The following is a 23824-nucleotide window of genomic DNA, read 5'->3' on the forward strand; positions in this document are numbered from 1 at the left end:
ACTATAACAATGAATCAAGCAAAAGATTACGTTGGACAAACCGTTACCATTGGTGCTTGGGTAACTAACAAACGTTCTAGCGGAAAAATTGCGTTCTTACAATTACGTGATGGAAAAGCTTATTTCCAAGGAATTGTAGTAAAAGCAGACGTAAGCGAAGAAACTTTTGAATTAGCAAAAGGATTAACACAAGAAAGTTCTGTATTTGTAACAGGTGTTGTTCAAGAAGATACTCGTTCTAAATTAGGCTATGAGTTATTAGTAAAAGACATCGAATTAATCGGGGAGAGTCATGAATATCCAATCACTCCAAAAGAGCATGGTACTGATTTCTTAATGGACCACCGTCATTTATGGTTACGTTCAACAAAACAACATGCCATTATGGAAATTCGTAATGCGATTATTTATGCATCATACGAGTTCTTTGATAAAAATGGATTCATTAAATTCGATAGCCCAATTCTTTCTGGAAATGCGGCTGAAGATTCAACTGAATTATTCGAAACAGATTACTTCGGAGATCCAGCGTACTTAACACAATCTGGTCAATTATACTTAGAAGCTGGAGCAATGGCATTCGGTCGCGTATTCGACTTCGGCCCTGTATTCCGTGCAGAAAAATCTAAAACTCGTCGTCACTTAACAGAGTTCTGGATGATGGATGCTGAGTATTTATACTTAACACATGACGAGTCATTAGACTTACAAGAAGCATACGTTAAAGCCTTAATTCAAGGCGTATTAGACCGTGCACCACATGCGTTAGAAACTCTTGAACGTGATACTGAATTATTGAAGAAATATATTAGCGAACCGTTCAAACGTATCACATATGATGAAGCGATTGACTTATTACAAGCGCATGAAAACGATGAAGATACTGACTACGAACACTTAGAACACGGAGATGACTTCGGTTCACCACACGAAACATGGATTTCAAATCACTTTGGAGTACCAACATTCGTTATCAACTATCCAACTGAGATTAAAGCTTTCTACATGAAACCAGTACCTGGAAATGAAAGTCGTGTACTTTGTGCAGACTTACTTGCTCCAGAAGGATACGGAGAAGTTATCGGGGGTAGTGAGCGTGAAACGGACTACGATAAATTATTAGAGAGAATTAAATCAAATGGATTAAATCCAGATGATTATGCATTCTACTTAGATTTACGTAAATATGGTTCTGTTCCTCACTCAGGATTCGGTCTTGGGTTAGAACGTCTAGTAACGTTTATTGCTGGTACGAAACATATTCGTGAAGCTATTCCATTCCCACGTTTATTAAATCGTATTTATCCATAATAAAAAGAATATGAAAGAGCCGCTGACATGAGTCGTTGGCTCTTTTTTAAAAGAGGGAGGTCAAAAAATGGCATTAACATTCCAAGAACATTGGATTTATAGTGGCAGTACGTCTGTTCCAAATGCATTACTTCAAAATTACCGAAAATTGCAATTGACTGCAGATGAATGCTTATTAATTGCATGGTTAATGCAACGACATCCAGAAGAATCATTTGTGTTAAATATTCGAGAAACTTGCCAACAATTTGGAGTCGACGAAAGACAATTATTTAGCATTATTCAACATTTAATGGATCGACAAGTGTTAGAGATTAAACAGCGCGAAGCACAAGACGGGAAAAAAGTGGATTACTATAGCTTTAAACCGCTTCTTCGTCAATTAGAAGTGTTATTTAAGCAAAACTCTTTTAGTGTTGAAAAGATGTCGCAAAAAGATGTCAATGTGTTGACGTTAATTGAGCAAGAGTTTAATCGTCAGTTAAGCGGTTTTGAAATTGAGATGATTTCTGGATGGATTCATAACGACAAGTATCCACAGGAATTAATCGTGGCTGCCTTAAAAGAGGCGGTTTTAAATCAAGCGCATAATGTGAAATATATTGACCGTATTTTACTGGCTTGGAAGAACAAAGGGATTCAATCTGCGCAACAATTAGTAGCGTCTGAAACTCGCACGAAGAATGCACAAGTAGACGTAAAACCAAATGAAACTGCTAGTCAATCAGTTCCATTAGTGAATTGGGTGAAAAGATAAGATGTTATCAAAAGCAAAAACATTACAAGCAGTTCTCGAAATGCAAAAACTATTTCCAGATGCGCATTGCGAACTGGATCACGAGACGCCGTTTCAATTGCTGATTGCGACTATTCTCAGCGCGCAAGCAACCGATAAAGGTGTGAATAAAGTCACTCCAAAATTGTTTGCTATTTATCCAAATGCGCATGCTTTAGCGAATAGTGAAGAAGAAGTGGTGATTGAGTGTATTCAATCCTTAGGCCTTTACAGAAATAAGGCAAAGAATATTCGTCTGTGCGCACAGCAATTGGTTGAACGATTTAACGGAGAAGTTCCACGTACAAGAGAAGAGTTGATGCAACTAGCAGGAGTTGGGCAAAAGACAGCGAATGTCGTGTTAAGCGTTGCGTTTGGATTGCCTGCATTTGCAGTAGATACTCACGTAGAACGTATTTCTAAACGACTCCAAATGGTTAAGCAATCGGCATCCGTTTTAGAAGTAGAAGAAACACTTTGTAAGAAATTACCAAAAGATTTATGGGGAAAAGCCCATCACTGGATGATCTTCTTTGGAAGATATCATTGTATTGCCAGAAAACCGAAATGTGCAAGTTGTCCATTACTCGATATTTGCGCCTATGGTCAAAAAGAAGTATAAACAAAAAATGGTTGGACAATTGTCCAACCATTTTTTTGATTTAAATTGCGATAAAGAATCCATATAAAACAGACATTACAACTAAATACCAATGGAGGTATGTAATTAAACGATTCACTGTGTACTGTTTTCTAAAGTGGATTTGGTAAAGAATCGGAATTAATAATGATAATGAGAATAAAATGATTCCCAAAATATTGAAATGATTCAAATACCATAAGTAGTAAACGACTGTTCCTACTAGCCATGACAGACTGACAAATACATTAAAGATAGCAGCTACTGGGCCGAAATGTCTTTTTCCTTCTTTTCGCTCTGTTAGTTTTGTTTTGATATGAGACACATACAGTCCAAATAAAACATATTGGAAGAGTTGAGCGCTAATAGCAGAAGTTACATTGCCACTGAGTACATATACTGTAACGAAATTTGCGATATAGTATTTAGCAATCCCATTTAGTAGCAGATGATAAATATATGAAACTTCATTTACCTTCACTTCAAACAGATTCGTATGATTAAATAGCACAATGGCAAAGAGAAGAAGAACCACCCTAATAGCGACTGTTTGGTAGAAATAGAAGAGAATTGCAAAGAGAATAACATTCGTTAATGCAATGACTGGCCATTTCTTTTTCTCTGGATGAAGTGCTAGTTTGCGATATGAATTTTCTTGTAAGTAAATAGCTACAAAAAATAAAAATAAAACGACAAAATGCAAAAATTGAAATTGCTGTTGTCTTAATGCAAGAATCAAACCGATAAAGCAATAACCAAGCGGTGCTAAGACAAAGCTCAACCACGGGGTAGTTGCTTGGTGAAGAATGCTTTCGATTGATATCGTCTGCGATTCATTATTCATAATAATACCTCATTCTTAAGTATAGCTTAATGATAGGTAATAATAGAGTTCTTGTCAAGGTTGGGCGCTGTTTAAGGGCTTTTAGGATGGAAATGATTGTGTATTTTTTAATTAGCTCAAAGAAAACGAACCGCTAAAACGCTTTATTTTTCAAGGCTTCTGAGCATTTTGGGAAAAATTCTTTGAAAAAAAGATGAAAAAAACGCGGTGAATTTCACCTTTAAGGTATTAATTAGGAATTAAATGTGATAAAATGAACGGGAGAGGTAATTTTTTACCATCAATTTAATAAGAAAAGAGGAAAGCACGATGAACAAAAACGGGAAAAAATTGGGGATTTTTTCGTTCTTACTATTTTTATTAACAGCACTTTTCACATTAGCTTCTCATAATGCATCTGCTGAAGAAACGACACCTGCAGTTTCTGTGACTGGTAAATTTGCAGATACCATTACAATTGTTAATGTAACCAATAACGAAGGTGGAGATCTAAATTGGGATTTAGCACAATGGGCTACCTTCCGTATTAATGCAACATATGATTTAGCAGGTAAAAATGTTAAAGCAGGTGACCAAACTACAGTTACCGTACCAGATGCATTAATCATTACATCTGATAGTTTTGAAATTCGCGATATTAACACAAATGAAATTATCGCTCATGCTAAAGTTGATGCTGAAAACAAAAAATTAACATTAACGTATACAGACTATGTTGAAAAACATTCCGATACAAATGGTTCGTTCTTCTTCTATGCACGTATTGACTTTAAGAAACATCCACAACAAGGTGAAATTCCTGTCGTTGTGACAGTCAACGGTGTAACAAAAGTTGCTGGTAAAGTGACATTTAAAGGGATTGGTGATGGAAATCCAAGAACTTTAACAAAAACAAGTTGGGTAAACAATACAGACAACAAGACAATTTCTTATACAATTTCTGTAAACCGTAACCGTCAAAATATTAAAGAAGTTACATTAGAAGACCATTTGAAATTTACAAACGCTAGCTATGTAAAAGATAGTATTAGAGTTATTAAAGGTAAATTTGCTTTTGTAGATGGTGAATGGCAATTCTCTGACCGTGTTGATGTTACAGATCAACATAAAGTGACAGTCGCTGAAGATGGACAATCTTTCGTTATTGATTTAGGCGATATTACTGAAGCGGATCAATACCGTATTGATTATGATGTTCGATTAAACTACCAACCAGTTGATGGCGAATTATTAAAGAATGACGCTACATTAAAAGGTAAAGGTGTCGTTATTAAAGAAATAACCAATGCTTCTGCAGTTCAAATTGCTGGTGGTGCCGGTGTCGGTTATGTATTTACAATCAACGTTCATAAAGTGGATGACGCTAACCAACCAATTAAAGGTGCTAAATTTAAAGTAGTACGTGAAGCGAACAACCAAGTAATCGGTGAATACGAAACTGATGAAAATGGTAATATTACTGTTAATGCATTATTAAAAGATAAATATATCTTGACAGAAACAGAAGCTCCTGCAGGATTCGTTATTAAAGACGCTGAAACTGTCGTTAACGTTGAAGACTTCGGAACGGATCACGCTGTAACAAAAACAATTGTGAATCCAAAAGAAGAGACAACAACGACTACAACAACAACAACGACTACTACAACGTCAACAACAACAACGGAAGCTCCTACGACAGCTACAACAACGACAGAAGCTCCTACAACTGTTACAACAACAACGGAAGCTCCAACAACAGTAACGACTACAACGGAAGCTCCGACAACAGTAACAACTACTACAGAAGCTCCTACAACTGTTACAACAACAACGGAAGCTCCAACAACAGTAACAACAACAACGGAAGCTCCAACAACAGTAACAACAACAACGGAAGCTCCAACAACAGTAACAACAACAACGGAAGCTCCAACAACAGTAACAACAACGGAAGCTCCGACAACAGTAACAACTACTACAGAAGCTCCTACAACTGTTACAACAACAACAGAAGGACCAAGTACAGTAGTGACAACTGAAAATACAACAACTACAGAAGAAAAACCTGAATTACCAAATACAGGTACAACAAACTACAATCTTCTAGTTGTAATTGCAAGTGTGTTATTAGTTGGCGCATACGCAATTGTTCGTAAAGAAGTAAAATAATAGAATAAAATCCTCTTGAAGAAAGTCTAAGTCTTTGAACTTAGGCTTTTTTCTTATGTTTGAAAAAAATGTTCATATAATAGTAGTTTTTGCTATCTTTTTTTACAATAAATGCTATAATGAGAAAGTTAAAAATGATATTCCCGAAAGGATACACAATGTGTAGATGCCTTGTAACCGGAATTGAATGGGGGAAAAAGAAATGGAAAAAATTTTATTTACATCGGAATCCGTAACAGAAGGACATCCCGATAAAATCGCAGACCAAATTAGTGATGGTATTTTAGATGCAATTCTTGCTCAAGATCCAACAGCGCGTGTAGCCTGTGAGACAGTAGTAAACACTGGTTTAGTCGTATTAGTAGGAGAAATCACAACAAGTGCTGTTGTCGATTATCAACAAGTAGCTCGTGATACAATTCGTAAAATCGGTTATACAGACCGTAAATATGGATATGATGCAGATTCAGTTGCGGTATTAGTTTCACTGGATAAACAATCACCAGATATCGCAATGGGGGTTGACGATGCATTAGAAACTCGTGGACAAGCAGAAGAGTTTGGAGCTGGAGACCAAGGATTAATGTTTGGTTATGCAACAAACGAAACTGAATCATATATGCCACTACCAATCGACTTAAGTCATAAGTTAGCTTATCAACTTGCAAAAGTTCGTAAGGAAAAACAATTAGATTACTTAGGACCAGATGGTAAAGTTCAAGTGACAATTGAATACACACCTGAACACCAAGTAAAACGTATTGATACAATCGTTGTAAGTACACAACATGATGAAGAAATTTCTCAAGAGCAAATCAGAAAAGATGTGCTTGAGTATGTTGTAAAACCAGTTGTTCCGGCTGAATTATTAGACGACGAAACTCGTTACTTCATTAATCCAACTGGTAAATTCGTTATCGGTGGACCTGTTGGTGACTCAGGATTAACTGGACGTAAAATCATTGTTGATACGTACGGTGGTTATGCTCGTCACGGTGGTGGAGCTTTCTCTGGTAAAGACTCTACAAAAGTAGACCGTTCAGCAAGTTATGCAGCTCGTTACATTGCTAAAAATGTTGTAGCAGCCGGTCTTGCTGATAAATGTGAAATTCAATTAGCGTATGCCATTGGGGTAGCACAACCAGTTTCCATCGCTGTAGATACATTTGGAACAAACCATGTACCAGAAGAAAAAATTATCGAAGTGATTCGTAAAGAGTTCCGTTTAACTCCAAAAGGAATTATCGAAACATTAAACTTACGTAGACCAATCTACCAACAAACAGCCGCTTATGGACATTTCGGTAGAACAGATATTGAACTTCCATGGGAACAACTGAATAAAGTAGAAGAGTTAAAAGCTTATTTTGCTTAATATAATGAAGAAATCCAACCTCTAAAAAGAGGTTGGATTTTGTTTTTAGTAGAAAATTATCATATATGATAATTTTCTACTTTTTTTCTATGACATAACAAATTGGTGGACAGTTAATTTGATTGATGAATTGATATTTTAATACAGACCATTCCTTCTGCGGGAGAGTCGTGAGGAGTTCTTCTACAGAATTCTTTTCTTCGATTCCACCATCATGCCCATAGTAGGAAACGATGATTATTTTCCCTTTTTTCTCTAATCGATCTAGTAAAATTTGGATGGCTTCTAGAGTAGAAGAGGGAGTTGTGATGATTTTTTTATCACTTCCTGGTAAATAACCAAGATTAAAAATCGCTAATCGAACCAAATCTTGATCGTCTAAATAGTTCGAAATTTGAGCGTGAGAGTCCAAAATAAAGGTCACTTTATGCTCAAAGTCATGGTTTTGTAATAATTGTCTTGTTTGTAAAATAGCTTTCTCTTGAATATCGAAAGCCAAAATTTTTGATCCTTTTTCTATATGTTGTGCCATGAAAAGTGTATCATGTCCATTTCCTGCGGTTGCATCGATAAAAATCCCGTCTTCTAAATTTACAGAAAGAATCATTTCGTGACTAAATTGCTGTGCATTCTTCAAAATAAGCACCTCTTAACTAAAATTTTACATTTTGTTACATAATTTTTACGGATATTAAGAGTATACGACGATTCGCGTGTTCGTGCAACGTTCCCCTACACAAAAGAATTTATCCTACTATAATGAATAACGAATTAGTTTTTAGATGGAGGAAAAAAGGATGACAGAAACAAAACACGAAAGATATTTACGTTTAAAAAAGGAAAAACAAATGAAAGCTTTACAGGCTGCAAATAAAAACTTACAAAAGACAGTTGCAGTTGTTGGAGCGACTACAGTAGCGGGATTAGTACTTGCGCCAAAATCACATGCGTATACAGTACCTTCAAATCAAGTACAATCACCAGCGCAACAATTCTTAAATAAAATTATTCCTGCAGCTCAACAAGCTACAGAAGGAAAAGATGTATATACTTCAGTAATGATCGCACAGGCAGCGTTAGAATCTGCATGGGGAACTAGTGCGTTATCTGCTGAACCAAACCACAACTTATTTGGTGTGAAAGGGAACTACAACGGTCAATCTGTAAACATGTATACATTAGAAGATGCTGGAGCTCAAAAATACTATGGTATTTACGATAACTTCAGAAAATATCCTTCTTACAAAGAGTCTATGGATGACTATGTAGATAAAATCATCAACGGTATTAAAGGTGCACCATTGTTCTATTCAGGTGCTTGGAAGAGCCGTACAAACAGCTATCAAGATGCTACACGTTATTTAACAGGACGTTATGCAACAGATACTGCTTACTATGCAAAATTAAACCGTATCATCGAACAATACGGATTAACAAAATATGATAATGGGACTGCAACTGCGATTGCTGCTAGTATTGAAGAAAGAACTTCTTCTACTGGCGGACAATATACAGTTCAAGCAGGTGATACCTTATACGGTATCAGTCGTAAAGCGGGTGTAAGTGTAGACCAATTATTAACTGTGAATGGTTTATCAACTTCATCAGTGATTCGTCCTGGTCAATCATTATCTTTAGGCACACCAGCAAAACAAACAAATTCTACAGTAGCTACAACAGTAAGCACAAAATCAGTTTCAAATACTGCTAAAGCAACTGCAAATGGATACTACACAGTTAAAGCAGGGGATACATTATATGGAATTAGCCGTAAATTTGGTATGAGTTTATCTCAATTAGTTTCAGCAAATGGAATTTCTACTTCAAGTGTAATTCAACCAGGTCAAACTTTACGTGTTGTAGGTGGAGAATCTGCATCAACAGTCGTTAAAACAAATACTGCTTCAACTCGTACAAGCTCTGGTAACTACATTGTTCAACCAGGTGATACTTTATACAGTATTGCACGTCGTTCAGGTATGAGCTTAAACACATTATTAAGCATTAACGGATTATCACAATCATCAGTGATTTTCCCTGGACAAAGCTTAACAGTTGGTCAATCAGATGGACGTACTGTATCTGCAGGATACACACCATCTAAAACAACAGCGACTTCAACATCAACTTCTGGAACATATACAGTTCAAGCAGGTGATACTTTATACAGTATCGCTCGTCGTTCAGGCATGAGCTTAAATACATTATTAAGCATCAATGGATTATCACAATCTTCAGTAATCCGTCCTGGCCAAACATTATCTGTTTCAGGAAATGCTAGCCAAGCAACTGCTACACAAGTAAGCTACCAATCAGCTGGGTCAACATCTGGTAACGGTACTTATACTGTTAAAGCAGGAGATACTTTATACCGTATTGCTTACAACCACGGTATTTCATTAACAACATTGTTATCAATCAACGGCTTATCAGAAACAAGCACAATTCGTCCTGGTCAACAATTAGTAGTATCTGGTTCAGCAAAAGCAACAACTTCAACTACTAAAGCGACTACAGTAAGCTATTCAACTGGTGCATCAACTCACACAGTTCAAGCAGGTGATACTTTATTCCGTATCGCTAAGAATAACGGCTTAACATTATCTGAATTAAGAGCTTTAAACGGCTTAACTTCAAATACTATCCGAGTTGGTCAAGTGTTGAAAGTTTCTAAATAATCTGCTAGAATAATACTCACAAAAGCAGATAGAGGAATAGTAAGTTTCTTTGATAGACGTAGAGAGTGCATGGTTGGTGAAAATGCATCATTTCAATAAACTGAACTCGCCTTTTAGCCGAACTCTGAACTGATAGTAAGAGTATCCGCCTCGCCCGCGTTACAGGTAAGATGAGTAAAATTATTAGGTGGTAACACGTATTGCGTCCTATCTGTCAATGACAGGTGGGGCGTTTTTTATTTTGAAAGGAGTGAATCAGATGACATTTAATCATCTAGAAATCGAGCCTAAATGGCAAAAATATTGGAAAGAACATCATACGTTCAAAACAACAGAAGATCCTTCTAAGAAAAACTTCTACGCGTTAGATATGTTCCCTTATCCTTCAGGACAAGGACTTCACGTAGGACATCCAGAAGGTTATACAGCAACAGATGCCATTTCTCGTATGAAACGTGCACAAGGATACAATGTACTTCACCCAATGGGATGGGATGCATTTGGACTTCCTGCAGAACAATACGCTCTTGATACAGGAAATGACCCAGCAGAATTCACGAAAGTAAACGTTGCGAACTTCAAACGTCAAATTAATGAATTAGGGTTCAGCTATGACTGGGACCGCGAAATTAATACAACGGATCCAGAATACTATAAATGGACTCAATGGATTTTCACAAAATTAGTGGAAATGGGACTTGCTTATGAAGCTGAAATTCCAGTGAACTGGTGCCCAGCGCTTGGAACAGTACTAGCAAACGAAGAAGTTATTGATGGTAAGAGTGAACGTGGAGGACATCCTGTTTACCGTAAACCAATGAAACAATGGATGCTTAAAATTACTGCATACGCTGATCGTCTTTTAGAAGATTTGGATGATTTAGATTGGCCAGAAAGCATCAAAGATATGCAAAGAAATTGGATTGGTCGTTCAGAAGGAGCTCAAGTTCGTTTCAACGTTAAAGGTACAGACGAAAGCTTCGAAGTCTTCACAACACGTCCGGATACATTATTTGGAGCGACTTACAATGTATTAGCGCCAGAACATGAATTGGTTCAAAAGATTGTCACTCCTGAACAAAAAGAAGCAGTGGATGCTTATATTGCAGCTGTTTCTACAAAATCAGACTTAGAACGTACAGAACTTTCTAAAGAAAAAACAGGGGTATTTACTGGTGCGTACGCGGTTAACCCAGTAAACGGAAAAGAAATTCCGATCTGGATTGCAGACTATGTATTAAGTACTTATGGTACAGGTGCGATCATGGCTGTTCCAGCTCACGATGAACGCGACTACGAATTCGCTAAAGTATTTGGATTAGACATCATTCCAGTCATCGAAGGCGGAAACGTCGAAGAAGAAGCATACACTGGTGACGGTGTGCATATTCATTCAGATTTCCTAGATGGATTGAATAAAGCTGATGCGATTGCAAAAATGAATGAATGGCTAGAAGAACATGGCGTAGGAGCAGCTAAAGTAAGCTATCGTCTACGCGACTGGTTGTTCTCACGCCAACGTTATTGGGGTGAACCAATTCCAGTGATTCATTGGGAAGACGGTACTATGACAACTGTTCCTGAATCTGAATTGCCATTAGTATTGCCTAAAACAGATAAAATTCGTCCTAGTGGTACTGGGGAATCTCCACTGGCTGCAATTGAAGACTGGCTTTATGTCACAGACCCTGTAACAGGTAAGAAGGGTCGTCGTGAAACAAATACAATGCCACAATGGGCAGGAAGCTCATGGTACTTTGTACGTTATGTTGATCCACATAACAAAGAAAAAATTGTAGATCCAGAGAAAGTAAAACAATGGTTACCAGTTGATTTATATATTGGTGGTGCGGAGCATGCCGTTCTACACTTACTATATGCTCGTTTCTGGTATAAAGTGTTATACGATTTAGGCGTTGTTCCAAACAAAGAACCATTCCAAAAATTATTTAACCAAGGGATGATTCTCGGTGAAGGTAATGAGAAAATGTCTAAATCTAAAGGGAACGTTGTAAACCCTGATGATGTTGTTCGTGAATATGGTGCGGATACATTACGTGTCTATGAAATGTTCATGGGACCTCTTGACGCATCGATTGCTTGGAGTGAAAAAGGACTTGAAGGTAGCCGTAAGTTCCTAGATCGCTTCTGGAGATTGATGATTGATGATAATGGTAAGATGCGTGACCGTATCACAAAACTAAACGATGGTAAATTGGATAAAGTGTACCATCAAACAGTGAAGAAAGTGACAGAAGACTTCGAAGAGTTGCATTTCAACACTGCAATTTCTCAAATGATGATTTTTGTCAACGAAGCTTATAAAGCAGACGCATTGCCATTCGATTACATGAAAGGTCTTGTACAATTGATTGCGCCATTAGCACCACATATGGCTGAAGAAATCTGGAGTAAATTTGGATTTACAGAATCAATCAGTTATGAACCATGGCCAACTTACGATGAATCTAAATTAGTCGAAGATGAAGTTGAAGTCATTTTCCAAGTGAATGGTAAGATTAAAGCACGCGTAATGGTTCCAACCGACGCAGATGCTGCAGCTCTTGAGGCACTTGCCAAAGACCATGAATCAGTGAAATCTGCCATCGAAGGAAAAACAATCCGTAATGTGATTGCCGTTCCAGGACGTTTAGTAAACATCGTTGCAAACTAATGGAGTTTGAAAGGAAAGTAGAATGATTTATTTTGATAATGCAGCAACAACGGAAATTTATGATGATGCATTAACGAGCTATGTTCAAGTTAGCCAAAAGTTCTTCGGAAATCCATCTAGCTTACATCAATTAGGAGTCGATGCATATCAAGTGTTGACCAAGGCAAGAGCACAAGTGGCTAGTTTATTATCAGTTCAACCTGAGGAGATTTTCTTCACCTCAGGCGGGACTGAATCGAATAACTGGGCGATTAAAGGGACAGCGCTTGAGAAGTCTGTTTTTGGGAAACATATCATCACCACAAAAATTGAACATCCATCAGTCCTTCAAACGTGTAAGCAACTCGAACGCTTCGGGTTTGAAGTAACTTATTTAGATGTCGATTCAAAAGGAATTGTAAATGTAGAACAATTAAAAGAGAGTCTTCGCAAAGAGACGATTCTAGTAAGTGTGATGGCTGTCAATAATGAAGTCGGAGCAGTTCAACCAATTGCTGGAATTGCTAAAGTACTTGAGGAATACCCATCGATTCATTTTCATGTGGACGCTGTTCAGGCAGTGGAACGCGCAAGTCAGCTCCTTGCCATTGGACGTATTGACTTATTGAGCCTTTCTGCGCATAAATTCCATGGACCACGAGGCGTTGGGATTATGTATAAGAAATTTGGACGAAAGATTCAAGCGCTCTTAACAGGTGGCGGACAAGAAAAGGGGGAACGTAGTACGACTGAAAACCTTCCAGGAATTGTAGCTACAACAAAAGCTCTACGAATGGCTTTAGAAGAAAAGTCAGTTACAGGAGAACTTCGTAGCCAACTATGGAAGGAGCTTGCTACAAAACCCGAAATCCGCATCTTCTCGCCTGAAGATGGAGCAAGTCATGTATTATGCTTTGCTATTAAAGGCGTTCGTGGAGAAGTGGTTGTCCATGCCTTTGAAAATCACGGCATTTATATTTCTACGACTTCTGCTTGTTCAAGTAAAAAAGCAGATTCATCTAGTACGCTTTACGCGATGGATGTGCCAACTGAATGGGCGACAGGAGCTGTTCGTGTAAGCTTCTCAAACGACAATACAAAAGAAGAAGTAGAACAGTTTATAAAGGTTCTGCATCAGTTAATGAAACAATTTTCGTTTTTAAAATAAAAGGAGGAAATCGTTGAAAACTAGAATTTTGATTCGCTATGGTGAACTTTCTACAAAGGGTAGAAACAAAAAAATGTTCACTCAAAAATTAGCGTCAAATATTAAAAAAGCCTTAGTAGACTTTCCTCAGGTAAAGGTGATTCCTGATTATGACTTTATGTATTTAGATTTACATGAAGCACCTGAAGAAGCAGTCATCGAAAAGGTAAAACCAATTTTTGGGATTCAGTCTATTTCGCCAGTATATATTGTTGAAAAAGATATGGAAGTGGCTAAAAAAGTTGTTCTAGACTTATTAAGCCAAGAAGATCTTGAAGACAAAACATTTAAGATTATGACAAGACGCTCGGATCACACATTCGAGATGGATACGAATCAAATCAACTTGTTTTTAGGGGATGCTGTTTTAGAAGCTTTTCCAGATATCAAAGTTCAATTAAAACAACCGGATATTACGGTCCGTATCGATGTGCGCCGTGAACACTTAATGGTGAGTTTGAAGACTATCCAAGGAGCAGGGGGACTTCCTGTTGGTACAAGTGGTCGCGCGATGCTTATGCTATCTGGCGGGATTGATTCACCAGTAGCCGGATATCTTGCGATGAAACGTGGAATGGAAATTCAATGCGTGCACTTTGCAAGCCCACCGTATACGAGCCCACAAGCGTTAGAGAAAACAAAACTCTTAGCAGCTAAAATTGCTCGTTTTGGTGGAAGTATTCAATTCTTAACGGTACCTTTTTCAAGAATTCAAGAGGAAATCAAGAAGAGTGTACCGGAAGCGTATTTAATGACAATTATGCGTCGTTTCATGCTTCGTATTACGGATCAACTTAGAGAAAATGCACGTGCTCTTGCGATTGCCAATGGGGAATCAGTGGGGCAAGTGGCTTCTCAAACATTAGATAGCATGGTGGCGATTAATGATGTGACCAATACACCAATTATCCGTCCAGTAGCTACAATGGATAAACTCGATATTATTAAAGTTGCTGAAGAAATTGATACATTCGAGTTATCGATTCAACCGTTTGAGGATTGTTGTACGGTGTTTGCGCCGCCAAGTCCTAAGACAAAACCGAAACTGGAGAAGGCACGTCAATATGAAGCACGTCTTGATGTGGAAGGGTTAATTAAAGAGGCTGTAGAGGGGACAGTGATTGAAGAAATTACTGCTAACTATACAACTCCAGTAGAAACAGTAAGTCAAGAGATTGACGATTTATTTTAAGATAAAAAGAAGCGATGCTATTCCGTTCGGAGTAGCATCGCTTTTCGTTTGTCTATTGGAAATATTCTTTTAGAGCATTTGCAATACTTTTAGCGATGTTTTGTTGATATTCTTCAGAAGAAATCACTTTATTATCGCCTTGGTTATTTAAATATCCAAGTTCTAAAAGAATCGATGGACGAGCATTATCACGAAGAACCATGAAGTTTTGGAATCTGCTTCCTTGGTTTTTCAATGGAAGATTTCGAGCTAAGTATTTATTCACAGTCTGACTGAGACTTTCGCTCTTATCACTGTAGTAGTAGGCTGTTGTTCCGCTTGCGCTATCATCTTCAGACGAGTCGAAGTGAATACTAATAAATGCATTTGCATTATTTTTATTACTAATTTCAGCACGTTCAGCAAGTGAAACAGAAGTGTCGCTTGTTCTAGTCAAGATAACTTTTGCTCCCATTGCTTCGAGTTCTTTCTTCAAAAGAAGAGCGGTTGTTAATGTATGGTCTGCTTCGTGTTTTTCACTGAAGTTTACAACAGCACCTGGATCTTCACCACCGTGCCCTGGATCGATGACAATTGTTGCATTCTTAATCCCTTGAGGAATCGTTTCATCTGTTTCGATTCCGGCAAAGTTTGTAGTCACTAGCCAGTAAGGAATATAACCGTATTTTCCATTACCAACAGATACTTTATAGAAATCGCCTTCGCGGTCTTCATACACAAATTGTGTTCCTTTATCTACTGTACCGATTAATTCGGAAGTGACGTTGGAAGCTGAGTAAATAGGTGTTTCTTTTAGTTTTGTAACAAACATTTTGTTAGAGTCAATGGTTGTTGGAAGACTAGCTTGTTTGTTGAGAATTTCTTGAATCAATTCAATCGCGTAGTTTGTAGAGTCGCTATCTACATAACCTTCTTTATCAAAGTAACGAACTTTTAAGACTTTATCGTTCAATTCTTCAATGAGGTAGAAGAGTTCGCCGTTAGGAATCGTTAAGAGAACTTTTGAATTTTCATCCTGTGTTTCGCGTAATTTCAATCCGCCAGAAGCATATCCTTTCATCATCGTAGTAAGAAGGATATCTTTATCCTCGATATAGGCTACTTGATCGTCATATTGAACTTGAATCCAACCGTTATCGAGTTTATGCAGGGCCAACAAGTATTGGTTCTTCGTAATTTCACCAACTGGAATGCCTTTAGCATCCATCGTATGGTATACCTTTAACGCCTTATCGCTTGTATTGACTGCGAATTCTACAATTTTATTCTTAACTACTGTAGATGTTTGAGTAGCCGTATTGCCACTATTCGTATCCGTATTTGCTTGGTGCGTATTTGCTTGCGGTTTTATTGTTGAACTTTCACTTACTAATGGATAGGCGATAATCCACAGAAGTAGAAGAGAAACAAGAAAGCCCAGCAGTTGCTGTATATTTTTCTTCTTAAAGAATTTCAGTAATGAATCCATAAGGGCTCCTTTTTATTTGTATATTTCTTCCTTATTATACCAATAAAAGCGCTATTTGTGTATAAAAAATAGCTTACAGCTTGATTGCAGAAGAATTATTTTAGTAAAATGATAGAGAATAATGAAATATTTGGAGGATGATTATGTTAATTGGGTCTCACGTTTCGATGAGCGGAAAAGAAATGCTCTTGAATTCAGCAAAGGAAGCAGCAAGTTATAACGCAAATGTCATGATGGTTTATACAGGTGCTCCGCAAAACACAAGAAGAAAACCAATTGAAGAGTTAAATGTTGAAGCTGGGAAACAGTACATGAAAGAGCATGGGATTGAAGAAGTTGTTGTTCATGCTCCTTATATTATTAACTTAGCCAACACTACAAAAGAAGGATATATTGATTTTGCAATCGAATTTTTAAGAGAAGAATTGAAACGTGCAGAGGCGGTTGGCGCTACACAAGTTGTTCTACATCCTGGTTCTCACGTAGGGGCTGGTGTGGATGTTGGTTTAAATCAAATTATCTACGGATTAAATCAAGTTTTAACGAAAGACCAAAAAATCCAAATCGCATTAGAAACAATGGCTGGAAAAGGAACAGAGCTTGCTCGTACCTTTGAAGAACTAGCTCGTATTATCGACGGAGTAACGCATAATGAACATTTATCCGTAACGTTTGATACTTGCCACGTTCATGATGCAGGGTATGATATTAAAAATGATTTATCAGGTGTGTTAACACAGTTTGATAAAACCGTTGGACTTGATCGAATTAAAGTACTTCACGTAAACGATTCAAAAAATCCAGTTGGAGCTCATAAAGATAGACACGAGAACTTTGGTTTTGGAGAAATAGGTTTCGACGCATTAATGAACGTTATCAAAGTTCCTGAATTCAAAAATCTTCCAAAAATTCTCGAAACACCTTGGATTAAAGTGGAAGATAAAGTTCAAATTGCGCCATACAAAGAAGAAATTGAAATGATTCGTTCTGGAAAATTTGATCCAAACTGGATTGAAGAGTTATTAAAACAAGAAAGAGGGAAGTAATATGCATTCACACGATCATTGCTGTGGTCACGACCACTCAGGTCATAAAGAACATCATCATCATGACCATTCACATAATCATGTAGAAGAAGCGTTAGAAATCTTAAAAGAAGCGGGTTATAAACATACGAATAAACGCCAACGTCTTGTTGAAATTTTAAATGATGCCAACCGTTACTTGTCAGCAAAGCAAGTGCAAGAATTGATTGCGCCTGAATTCCCACAATTAAGTTATGATACGATTTATCGTAATTTATATACTTTTGTACAATTGAATATTTTAGAAGAAACAGAATTGAACGGTGAAAAATTATTTAGATTCCGTTGCCAAGCTCATGGCCATCATCATCATTTCATTTGCGAAAAATGTGGTAGCACAAGAGAGATTGATATGTGCCCAATGGATTTCTTTAAAGATCAATTAGAAGGATGCGAAATTCATTCACATCGTTTTGAAATTTTTGGTCTTTGCGAAAAGTGCGCGGCAAAAGCGTAGTTTAAGGCTTTCCTAAAAAAGTTGAAAGAACCTTAGTAAAGTTGATTGACATTTTATGGAACCTTTCCTATAATAAAAAAAGGACATTTCGTTTGTTTGGTTATTCTATTCAAAAGAAAACAGTTACTTTTTATTGCTCGGAGGGAGGGAATAGGATATGTCAAAAACAGTTGTTCGTAAAAACGAATCACTTGATGATGCTCTTCGTCGCTTCAAACGTACTGTTTCTAAAACCGGAACTTTACAAGAGGCTCGCAAACGTGAGTTTTATGAAAAACCAAGTGTAAGACGTAAGAAAAAATCAGAGGCAGCTCGTAAACGCAAGTTCTAGTCAACTCTGTGTATCATAGACTATGTCAGGCTGGGGCTATTAGTCCCAGTCTTTTTTTATCAATCAAACGAAATTAAAAGAATGGAGCGATTATAATGTCATTAAAAGAAACAATTAATAACGATATCAAAACAGCGATGAAAGCAAAAGACAAAGAAACATTAGCTGTATTACGTATGATTAAAACAGCGATTCAAGCTGCTGAAATTGACAAAAAATCAGATTTAACACCTGAGGAAGAATTGACAATTTTATCTCGCGAAGCAAAACAACGTCGTGATTCTATTGTTGAATTTGAAAAAGCAGGCCGCCAAGAATTAGTTGAAAAAACACAAGGCGAATTAGCAATCGTTGAGAAATACTTACCAGCACAACTTTCACTAGAAGAAGTTCAAGCGAAAATTGCCGAAATTGCTGAACAAGTAGGAGCAACAACACAAAAAGAATTCGGTAAATTAATGGGTGCCGTAATGCAAGCTCTTAAAGGGCAAGCAGACGGTAATGTCATTAAAGAACAAGTAAAAGCACACTTAAATAAATAAGTGTGGATTGGAGGATAACTGATTGGAAAAAGAAACCTTTAAAGCAAGTGTTGAATTAAGCGATAATCCTCAATTAATTCAATTATTTGGTTCTCAAGATCAGAATATTCGTTTTATTGAAGATTCATTCCAAGTACAAATTACTCATCGTGGGGAGCAACTCTTTATTACTGGAGAAGAAGAGACTGTTTCGCAAGTAAAAGAACTGCTGAATCAGCTTCAAGACTTAATTGCACGTGGAATCAGTATTTCAAAAACTGATATCATTACAGCTGTAAAGATGGCCAAACGTGGGACTTTGGATTACTTTGTTAATTTATATAACGAAGAAATCGGACGCACATTTGCGGGAAAAGCGATTCGTGCCAAAACGTATGGTCAACAACAATACATTCATGCGATTAAGAAAACGGATGTGGTATTTGGTATTGGGCCTGCCGGAACTGGTAAAACATTCGTAGCCGTAGTGATGGCTGTTCAAGCGTTAAAAAAAGGCGAAGTGAAGAAAATCATTTTGACACGTCCAGCCGTTGAAGCCGGTGAAAATTTAGGGTTCTTACCAGGGGACTTAAAAGAAAAAGTGGATCCATATTTACGTCCGTTATACGATGCTTTATATACCGTATACGGTATGGAGCACACAAATCGTCTTCTAGAACGAGGCGTCATCGAAGTGGCACCACTAGCGTATATGCGTGGGCGTACATTAGAAGATTCATTTATCATTCTAGATGAAGCTCAAAATACAACAAGAGCGCAAATGAAGATGTTCTTAACACGTCTAGGATTTGGCTCGAAAATGATCGTCAATGGAGATAAATCGCAAATTGACTTACCAAAAGGACATCAAGCTAGTGGTCTTCTAGATGCAGAACGAAAACTAAAAGGAATCAATGGCATTGCCTTTGTAGAATTTGATGCAGGAGACGTTGTGCGTCATCCAATCGTATCTGAAATTATTAATGCCTACTCAGCTTCTAATAGTACTGAGAAGGAACGAGGTGAAGAAAGTGAGACAAAAGCTCCGTAAATTTCAAGAATCATTAGGGATTTTCTATTTACCTGCACTATTAGGTGTTACATTCCTATTCTTATTAATATTGGGATGGAGTAATGTCCAACCAACCTCTTATTCATTTGAATTAAATCAAGTTGCAAGAGAAACAATCCGCGCGCCAAGAACTGTAGAGGATAAAGAACAGACTGAAAAGAATCAGCAGATGGCGATGGATGGTGTTGGTGATATTTATGTATTTGATCAAAATCGCGAGCAACAACAAATCGACAAAGTGAAACAATTTTTCCAAGCGATTAAGACAGTCGCAGCAAAAGCTTCAAGCGAAATTTTTGCAACTGATTCTACAACTACGACTTCTGGTGAAGTATCAACAAAAGTAGCAACGATTCAAGATCGACTTACTTATTTTAAGAAGAGTTTAGAATCTGAAAATAAAGCGATTCGTGATTTTGCATTGTATATTCCAGATAGCGTCATTGTTCAATTGCTTTCTGTAAGTTCAGATAAATTGGATAGTTATGAGTCTGCAATCGAAAATGCAATTCAAGACCAAATGGATCATTCCATTACAGAATCCAATTTGCTTCAAGCACAAGAAGCAGCTAAAAAATCGCTCTTTAACGGAGGATTTACAGATAATGAACGTGAAATGCTTGGACAACTGTTAACGAATAGTATCGTTGTCAATAATGTCGTAGATAAAGATGCAACCAATAGCGCTAAAGAAAATGCCAAACAAAGTGTTTCACCAGTCCGTATTTTACAAGGGCAAGTGTTGATTCAAGAAGGGCATATCATTACTCAAGAAGATTTACGTCTTCTAAAATTATTAGGTATCGATGGCAACTCAAGTAACTACCATCAATTGTATAGTTACTTAATCTTCTTAACGATTTTATTTGCATCATTATTAGCTTTCTCGTTCCGTTTCAAAGTGGGAGCATCGAGCAAAGAGTGGGATACACGCGTTAATGAACTGACTGTTTTCTCAGTTGTATTTACGATTGGGGCCATCCTACTTAAAATCTTATCATTCCTACAAAATCGTGGAATTGATTATATTGGTATAGTATTCCCAATTGCTGGATTTATCTATATCATCTATAAGTTAACATCGAAGTTTTATTTTACGATTATTGCGATGTTAGTTTATCCAATACTCGTATGGTATATGTTTGGTAGCGATAGTATTAACACCGAAATCGCGTTAACGACTGTTTACTTCTCACTCGCAGCATGGCTTGGTGTCATTCAAGAGGTTTACTGGAAAGATTTATCGTGGTTTAAACAATTACTATTACAAATCATTATTCCATTAGCATTAATGCTTCCATTTGTATTCTTTAGTAATTATGATTTGGTATCAACGCAATCAGCGTGGTTATTCGCGTTTGCGGCAGTGAGTGGATTCTTATCATTCCTTATTCCTGTCATCTTGATGCCGTACTTTACGTATTTATTCGAGGATAGTTCCGTACTCTTATGGTCAGAATTATCAAATCCAAATCAACCGTTGTTAAAAGATTTGATTACAAAAGCTCCAGGAACTTATCATCATAGTTTGATGGTGGCAAACATCTCAGCCAACTGTGTGGAAGCCATTGGTGGAGATTCACAATTGGCGAGAGTAGCTTGTTATTATCACGATATTGGTAAGACAGAGCATCCGTTCTTCTTTATCGAGAACTTACCAGCGCATATGGAAAGTCCTCATAAGATGATTGGACCATATGAATCGAAAGAAATTATTTTTGATCATGTTCGTAAAGGGGTAGAAATTCTTAAACAACATCAATTGCCACAATCAGTGATTGATATTTGTGCAGAACACCATGGAACGACATTGATGAAGTATTTCTATGCTGAAGCCTTAAAAGACAATCCAGATGCGGATGAGGCAGATTTCAGATATCCAGGTCCTAAACCTCAAACAAAAGAATCTGCGGTCATCAATATCGTGGATAGCGCTGAGGCTGCGACTCGTGCGATGAAAGAACCAACGCTTGAGAAAGTTCAAAACTTAGTGCATTCGATTATTATGAATCGCTTGGAGGATGAACAATTTGTTGAATGTGATATTACGTTGAAAGAACTAGCGATTATCGAAAAGAATATCGTGGCTTCGCTAAACGGAACATTCCATTCAAGAATTGAATATCCAAAACTTCCTAAAAAACAATCTTAAAAGCAAGCTCCCTTCAACTTGAATTAGTTGAGGGGAGTTTTTTTGTAAAAGATAAGCTTTAAAGACCGTCAAAGTTCCAATAATGTAGGTAGTTTGTTACAATATTAGTGACGCTAAAAAAGGAGTTTTTAATATGATTATTGAAATTATCGATGAAACAGAAGTAGTACCAGAAAGCCATCAAGAACTTGTGCATAATGTGGTTAGTTTTGCTGCGGATTACTTAAAAATCCCTGAAAACAAAGAATGTAGTATCTCATTTATTTCTAGCGAACGTATTCGTGAAATCAACCGTGAGTTTAGAAATATTGATAAAGTGACAGATGTGATTAGTTTTGCGTTAGATGATTCAGATGATGACTTTGAAAGTATGAAATCCATTATGGAAGAAGACGATAGTTTTGTAACGTCTATCGGTGATATTGTGATTTCTTTAGACCGTGCAAAAGAACAAGCAGAAGACTATGGTCATTCGCTTGAACGTGAACTTGGATTTTTAGCACTTCATGGCTTCTTACACTTAAACGGTTATGATCACCAAACAGAAGAAGAGGAAGCTGAAATGACAGGATTGCAAAAAGAAATCCTAGAAGCATATGGGTTGAAACGTGATGACGCATAAACAAACAGAAAAGAATTCTAACTTTTTGACGTCCCTAAAGCATGCCATAGATGGTATCAAAACAGTGATTCAAGAAGAAAGAAACATGAAGGCGCATCTCTGCATTGCAGGGCTAGCGATTATAATTAGTTTTTTCTCTGGTTTATCAGCAGTCGAATGGTGTTTTATTTTACTGTGTATTTTCATTGTGTTTCTCATGGAAATCTTAAACACCGTTGTCGAAAATTTAGTCGATTTACTAGTGAAAAAGGAATATCACATTGAAGCAAAGAAGGCGAAAGATATTGCAGCTGGTGGAGTGTTGCTCAGCGCTAGTTTTACAGTAGTTATTGCAATCATCATTATTTTGCCAAAATGGATTCATTTTTAAGGAGAGAGTATGACAAAACCATTTAACTCAGGATTTGTAGCGATTGTGGGTCGTCCTAATGTCGGCAAATCAACATTTATGAACTATGTGCTTGGTCAAAAGATTGCAATCATGTCTGACAAAGCGCAAACAACAAGAAATAAAATTCAAGGGGTTTATACGAAAGACGATGCGCAAATCGTCTTCTTAGATACTCCAGGGATTCATAAACCAAAGCATGAACTCGGAGAATTCATGGTGAAGAGCGCCTATTCAGCATTAAAAGAAGTAGATGCCGTTTTATTTATGGTGAATGTTAGTGAAAAACGTGGACCAGGAGACGACTTCATTATTGAAAAACTAAAAGGAATTAAGACACCGATTTTCTTAGTATTAAATAAGATTGACCTTGTCACACCAGAAGTGTTATTAGAACGAGTTGAAAGTTATAAAGATGCACTTGATTTTGCTGGTGTATTCCCAATTTCAGTACTACAAGGTAATAATGTGAACGAACTAATGGAAGGTCTGATTAACGCACTTCCTGAAGGGCCACAATATTATCCGGCTGACCAAATCACAGATCATCCTGAGTATTTTGTTGTATCAGAATTGATTCGTGAGAAAATTTTACAGTTAACACAGGAAGAAATTCCTCACTCAGTGGCTGTAACAGTGGATAAAATGCAAAAAGATGAATTCGATAAAGTTCATGTTTATGCAAATATCATCGTTGAGCGAAAATCGCAAAAGGGCATTATTATTGGTAAAGGTGGACGTCTCTTAAAAGAAATCGGGACGCGAGCGAGACGTGATATTCAACAGTTACTCGGCAATAAAGTATATCTTGAATTGTGGGTAAAAGTTGAAAAAGATTGGCGTAAACGTAAGAGTAACTTACAAGAATACGGATATCGAGATACAGACTATAGAGATTAGGA

Annotated in this window: 21 protein-coding genes, 1 riboswitch and 1 other annotated feature; of the genes, 18 read left to right on the forward strand and 3 right to left on the reverse strand. The window is 37.1% G+C overall.

What is annotated here, in order from left to right; translation table 11 throughout:
- Positions 1-9: 9 nt before the first annotated feature.
- The 3 genes from asnS to nth all read left to right on the forward strand — a co-directional run bounded on the left by asnS (position 10) and on the right by nth (position 2708).
- Entirely contained in the window at positions 10-1311 is a 1302-nt protein-coding gene (gene asnS / locus O3793_RS00225) for an asparagine--tRNA ligase (RefSeq protein WP_371445088.1), read from the forward strand.
- Between the two features lie 67 nt (positions 1312-1378).
- Positions 1379-2068, forward strand: a complete 690-nt coding sequence (locus O3793_RS00230; RefSeq protein WP_371444702.1) for a DnaD domain-containing protein — start codon at positions 1379-1381, stop codon at positions 2066-2068.
- 1 nt (position 2069) lies between these two features.
- Positions 2070-2708, forward strand: coding sequence for an endonuclease III (gene nth / locus O3793_RS00235; protein WP_371444703.1), 639 nt, complete (start codon positions 2070-2072; stop codon positions 2706-2708).
- Positions 2709-2748: 40 nt separating this feature from the next.
- Here nth and O3793_RS00240 read toward each other — a convergent pair whose 3' ends face one another.
- Positions 2749-3570, reverse strand: a complete 822-nt coding sequence (locus O3793_RS00240; protein ID WP_371444705.1) for a hypothetical protein — start codon at positions 3568-3570, stop codon at positions 2749-2751.
- 309 nt (positions 3571-3879) lie between these two features.
- Here O3793_RS00240 and O3793_RS00245 point away from each other — a divergent pair, with 309 nt between their 5' ends.
- A complete protein-coding gene (locus O3793_RS00245) occupies positions 3880-5721 on the forward strand; it encodes an Ig-like domain-containing protein (protein WP_371444707.1) in 1842 nt (613 codons plus the stop codon).
- Between the two features lie 123 nt (positions 5722-5844).
- Positions 5845-5926, forward strand: a riboswitch (SMK box riboswitch).
- On the forward strand, positions 5924-7096 hold the full coding sequence (gene metK, locus O3793_RS00250) for a methionine adenosyltransferase (RefSeq protein WP_371444709.1): 1173 nt from the start codon (positions 5924-5926) through the stop codon (positions 7094-7096). Its footprint overlaps the riboswitch before it by 3 nt.
- 76 nt (positions 7097-7172) lie before the next feature.
- Here the strand turns inward: metK and O3793_RS00255 are convergent, their stop codons facing one another.
- On the reverse strand, positions 7173-7742 hold the full coding sequence (locus O3793_RS00255; protein ID WP_285252205.1) for a class I SAM-dependent methyltransferase: 570 nt from the start codon (positions 7740-7742) through the stop codon (positions 7173-7175).
- Between the two features lie 151 nt (positions 7743-7893).
- Here O3793_RS00255 and O3793_RS00260 point away from each other — a divergent pair, with 151 nt between their 5' ends.
- From O3793_RS00260 to thiI, 4 genes are all read left to right on the forward strand, one after another.
- Positions 7894-9774, forward strand: a complete 1881-nt coding sequence (locus tag O3793_RS00260) for a LysM peptidoglycan-binding domain-containing protein (protein WP_371444712.1) — start codon at positions 7894-7896, stop codon at positions 9772-9774.
- An 18-nt stretch (positions 9775-9792) separates the two neighbouring features.
- Positions 9793-9987 (forward strand) — a binding site (T-box leader).
- A 46-nt stretch (positions 9988-10033) separates the two neighbouring features.
- Positions 10034-12448 (forward strand): leucine--tRNA ligase, encoded by a 2415-nt coding sequence (gene leuS, locus O3793_RS00265; RefSeq protein WP_371444713.1) that lies wholly within the window; start codon positions 10034-10036, stop codon positions 12446-12448.
- Between the two features lie 22 nt (positions 12449-12470).
- The gene (locus O3793_RS00270) at positions 12471-13595 is read left to right on the forward strand and encodes a cysteine desulfurase family protein (RefSeq protein ID WP_371444715.1); all 1125 of its coding nucleotides are present in this window, start codon (positions 12471-12473) and stop codon (positions 13593-13595) included.
- A gap of 13 nt (positions 13596-13608) precedes the next feature.
- Entirely contained in the window at positions 13609-14826 is a 1218-nt protein-coding gene (gene thiI / locus O3793_RS00275; RefSeq protein WP_371444717.1) for a tRNA uracil 4-sulfurtransferase ThiI, read from the forward strand.
- Positions 14827-14878: 52 nt separating this feature from the next.
- On the opposite strand, the gene O3793_RS00280 is transcribed toward thiI, so the two are convergent.
- Positions 14879-16294: an N-acetylmuramoyl-L-alanine amidase gene (locus O3793_RS00280; protein ID WP_371444719.1), complete on the reverse strand. Its 1416-nt coding sequence runs from the start codon at positions 16292-16294 to the stop codon at positions 14879-14881.
- Positions 16295-16437: 143 nt separating this feature from the next.
- Between O3793_RS00280 and O3793_RS00285 the strand changes: the two genes are divergently transcribed.
- The 9 genes from O3793_RS00285 (at position 16438) to era (ending at position 23822) form a co-directional block, all read left to right on the forward strand.
- Positions 16438-17340: a deoxyribonuclease IV gene (locus tag O3793_RS00285; protein WP_371444721.1), complete on the forward strand. Its 903-nt coding sequence runs from the start codon at positions 16438-16440 to the stop codon at positions 17338-17340.
- A gap of 1 nt (position 17341) precedes the next feature.
- Positions 17342-17836: a Fur family transcriptional regulator gene (locus tag O3793_RS00290; protein ID WP_285252198.1), complete on the forward strand. Its 495-nt coding sequence runs from the start codon at positions 17342-17344 to the stop codon at positions 17834-17836.
- 157 nt (positions 17837-17993) lie between these two features.
- Complete coding sequence (rpsU, locus tag O3793_RS00295; RefSeq protein WP_005605651.1) at positions 17994-18167, forward strand: 30S ribosomal protein S21; 174 nt, start codon at positions 17994-17996, stop codon at positions 18165-18167.
- A gap of 95 nt (positions 18168-18262) precedes the next feature.
- The gene (locus O3793_RS00300) at positions 18263-18709 is read left to right on the forward strand and encodes a GatB/YqeY domain-containing protein (protein ID WP_371444723.1); all 447 of its coding nucleotides are present in this window, start codon (positions 18263-18265) and stop codon (positions 18707-18709) included.
- Positions 18710-18731: 22 nt separating this feature from the next.
- Complete coding sequence (locus O3793_RS00305) at positions 18732-19739, forward strand: PhoH family protein (RefSeq protein WP_371444725.1); 1008 nt, start codon at positions 18732-18734, stop codon at positions 19737-19739.
- Entirely contained in the window at positions 19711-21912 is a 2202-nt protein-coding gene (locus tag O3793_RS00310; protein WP_371444727.1) for an HD family phosphohydrolase, read from the forward strand. Before O3793_RS00305 ends, O3793_RS00310 begins: the two co-directional genes overlap by 29 nt.
- Before the next feature lie 133 nt (positions 21913-22045).
- Positions 22046-22534 carry an rRNA maturation RNase YbeY gene (gene ybeY, locus O3793_RS00315; protein ID WP_371444729.1) on the forward strand — a complete coding sequence of 163 codons (489 nt, stop codon included), beginning with the start codon at positions 22046-22048 and terminating at the stop codon, positions 22532-22534.
- A complete protein-coding gene (locus O3793_RS00320) occupies positions 22524-22904 on the forward strand; it encodes a diacylglycerol kinase family protein (protein WP_371444731.1) in 381 nt (126 codons plus the stop codon). The genes ybeY and O3793_RS00320 overlap by 11 nt, the downstream gene beginning before the upstream one ends.
- 9 nt (positions 22905-22913) lie before the next feature.
- Positions 22914-23822, forward strand: a complete 909-nt coding sequence (gene era, locus O3793_RS00325) for a GTPase Era (RefSeq protein WP_371444732.1) — start codon at positions 22914-22916, stop codon at positions 23820-23822.
- The last annotated feature ends 2 nt before the right edge of the window (positions 23823-23824 follow it).

Source organism: Granulicatella sp. 20925_1_28 (assembly GCF_041433575.1).
In the GTDB taxonomy this organism is placed as follows: domain Bacteria; phylum Bacillota; class Bacilli; order Lactobacillales; family Aerococcaceae; genus Granulicatella.

Coding starts and splice junctions, on each gene's coding strand:
- asnS (WP_371445088.1), top strand. CDS start 10: ATGAATCAAGCAAAAGATTACGTTGGACAAACCGTTACCATTGGTGCT.
- O3793_RS00230 (WP_371444702.1), top strand. CDS start 1,379: ATGGCATTAACATTCCAAGAACATTGGATTTATAGTGGCAGTACGTCT.
- nth (WP_371444703.1), top strand. CDS start 2,070: ATGTTATCAAAAGCAAAAACATTACAAGCAGTTCTCGAAATGCAAAAA.
- O3793_RS00240 (WP_371444705.1), bottom strand. CDS start 3,570: ATGAATAATGAATCGCAGACGATATCAATCGAAAGCATTCTTCACCAA.
- O3793_RS00245 (WP_371444707.1), top strand. CDS start 3,880: ATGAACAAAAACGGGAAAAAATTGGGGATTTTTTCGTTCTTACTATTT.
- metK (WP_371444709.1), top strand. CDS start 5,924: ATGGAAAAAATTTTATTTACATCGGAATCCGTAACAGAAGGACATCCC.
- O3793_RS00260 (WP_371444712.1), top strand. CDS start 7,894: ATGACAGAAACAAAACACGAAAGATATTTACGTTTAAAAAAGGAAAAA.
- leuS (WP_371444713.1), top strand. CDS start 10,034: ATGACATTTAATCATCTAGAAATCGAGCCTAAATGGCAAAAATATTGG.
- O3793_RS00270 (WP_371444715.1), top strand. CDS start 12,471: ATGATTTATTTTGATAATGCAGCAACAACGGAAATTTATGATGATGCA.
- O3793_RS00280 (WP_371444719.1), bottom strand. CDS start 16,294: ATGGATTCATTACTGAAATTCTTTAAGAAGAAAAATATACAGCAACTG.
- O3793_RS00285 (WP_371444721.1), top strand. CDS start 16,438: ATGTTAATTGGGTCTCACGTTTCGATGAGCGGAAAAGAAATGCTCTTG.
- O3793_RS00290 (WP_285252198.1), top strand. CDS start 17,342: ATGCATTCACACGATCATTGCTGTGGTCACGACCACTCAGGTCATAAA.
- rpsU (WP_005605651.1), top strand. CDS start 17,994: ATGTCAAAAACAGTTGTTCGTAAAAACGAATCACTTGATGATGCTCTT.
- O3793_RS00300 (WP_371444723.1), top strand. CDS start 18,263: ATGTCATTAAAAGAAACAATTAATAACGATATCAAAACAGCGATGAAA.
- ybeY (WP_371444729.1), top strand. CDS start 22,046: ATGATTATTGAAATTATCGATGAAACAGAAGTAGTACCAGAAAGCCAT.
- O3793_RS00320 (WP_371444731.1), top strand. CDS start 22,524: ATGACGCATAAACAAACAGAAAAGAATTCTAACTTTTTGACGTCCCTA.
- era (WP_371444732.1), top strand. CDS start 22,914: ATGACAAAACCATTTAACTCAGGATTTGTAGCGATTGTGGGTCGTCCT.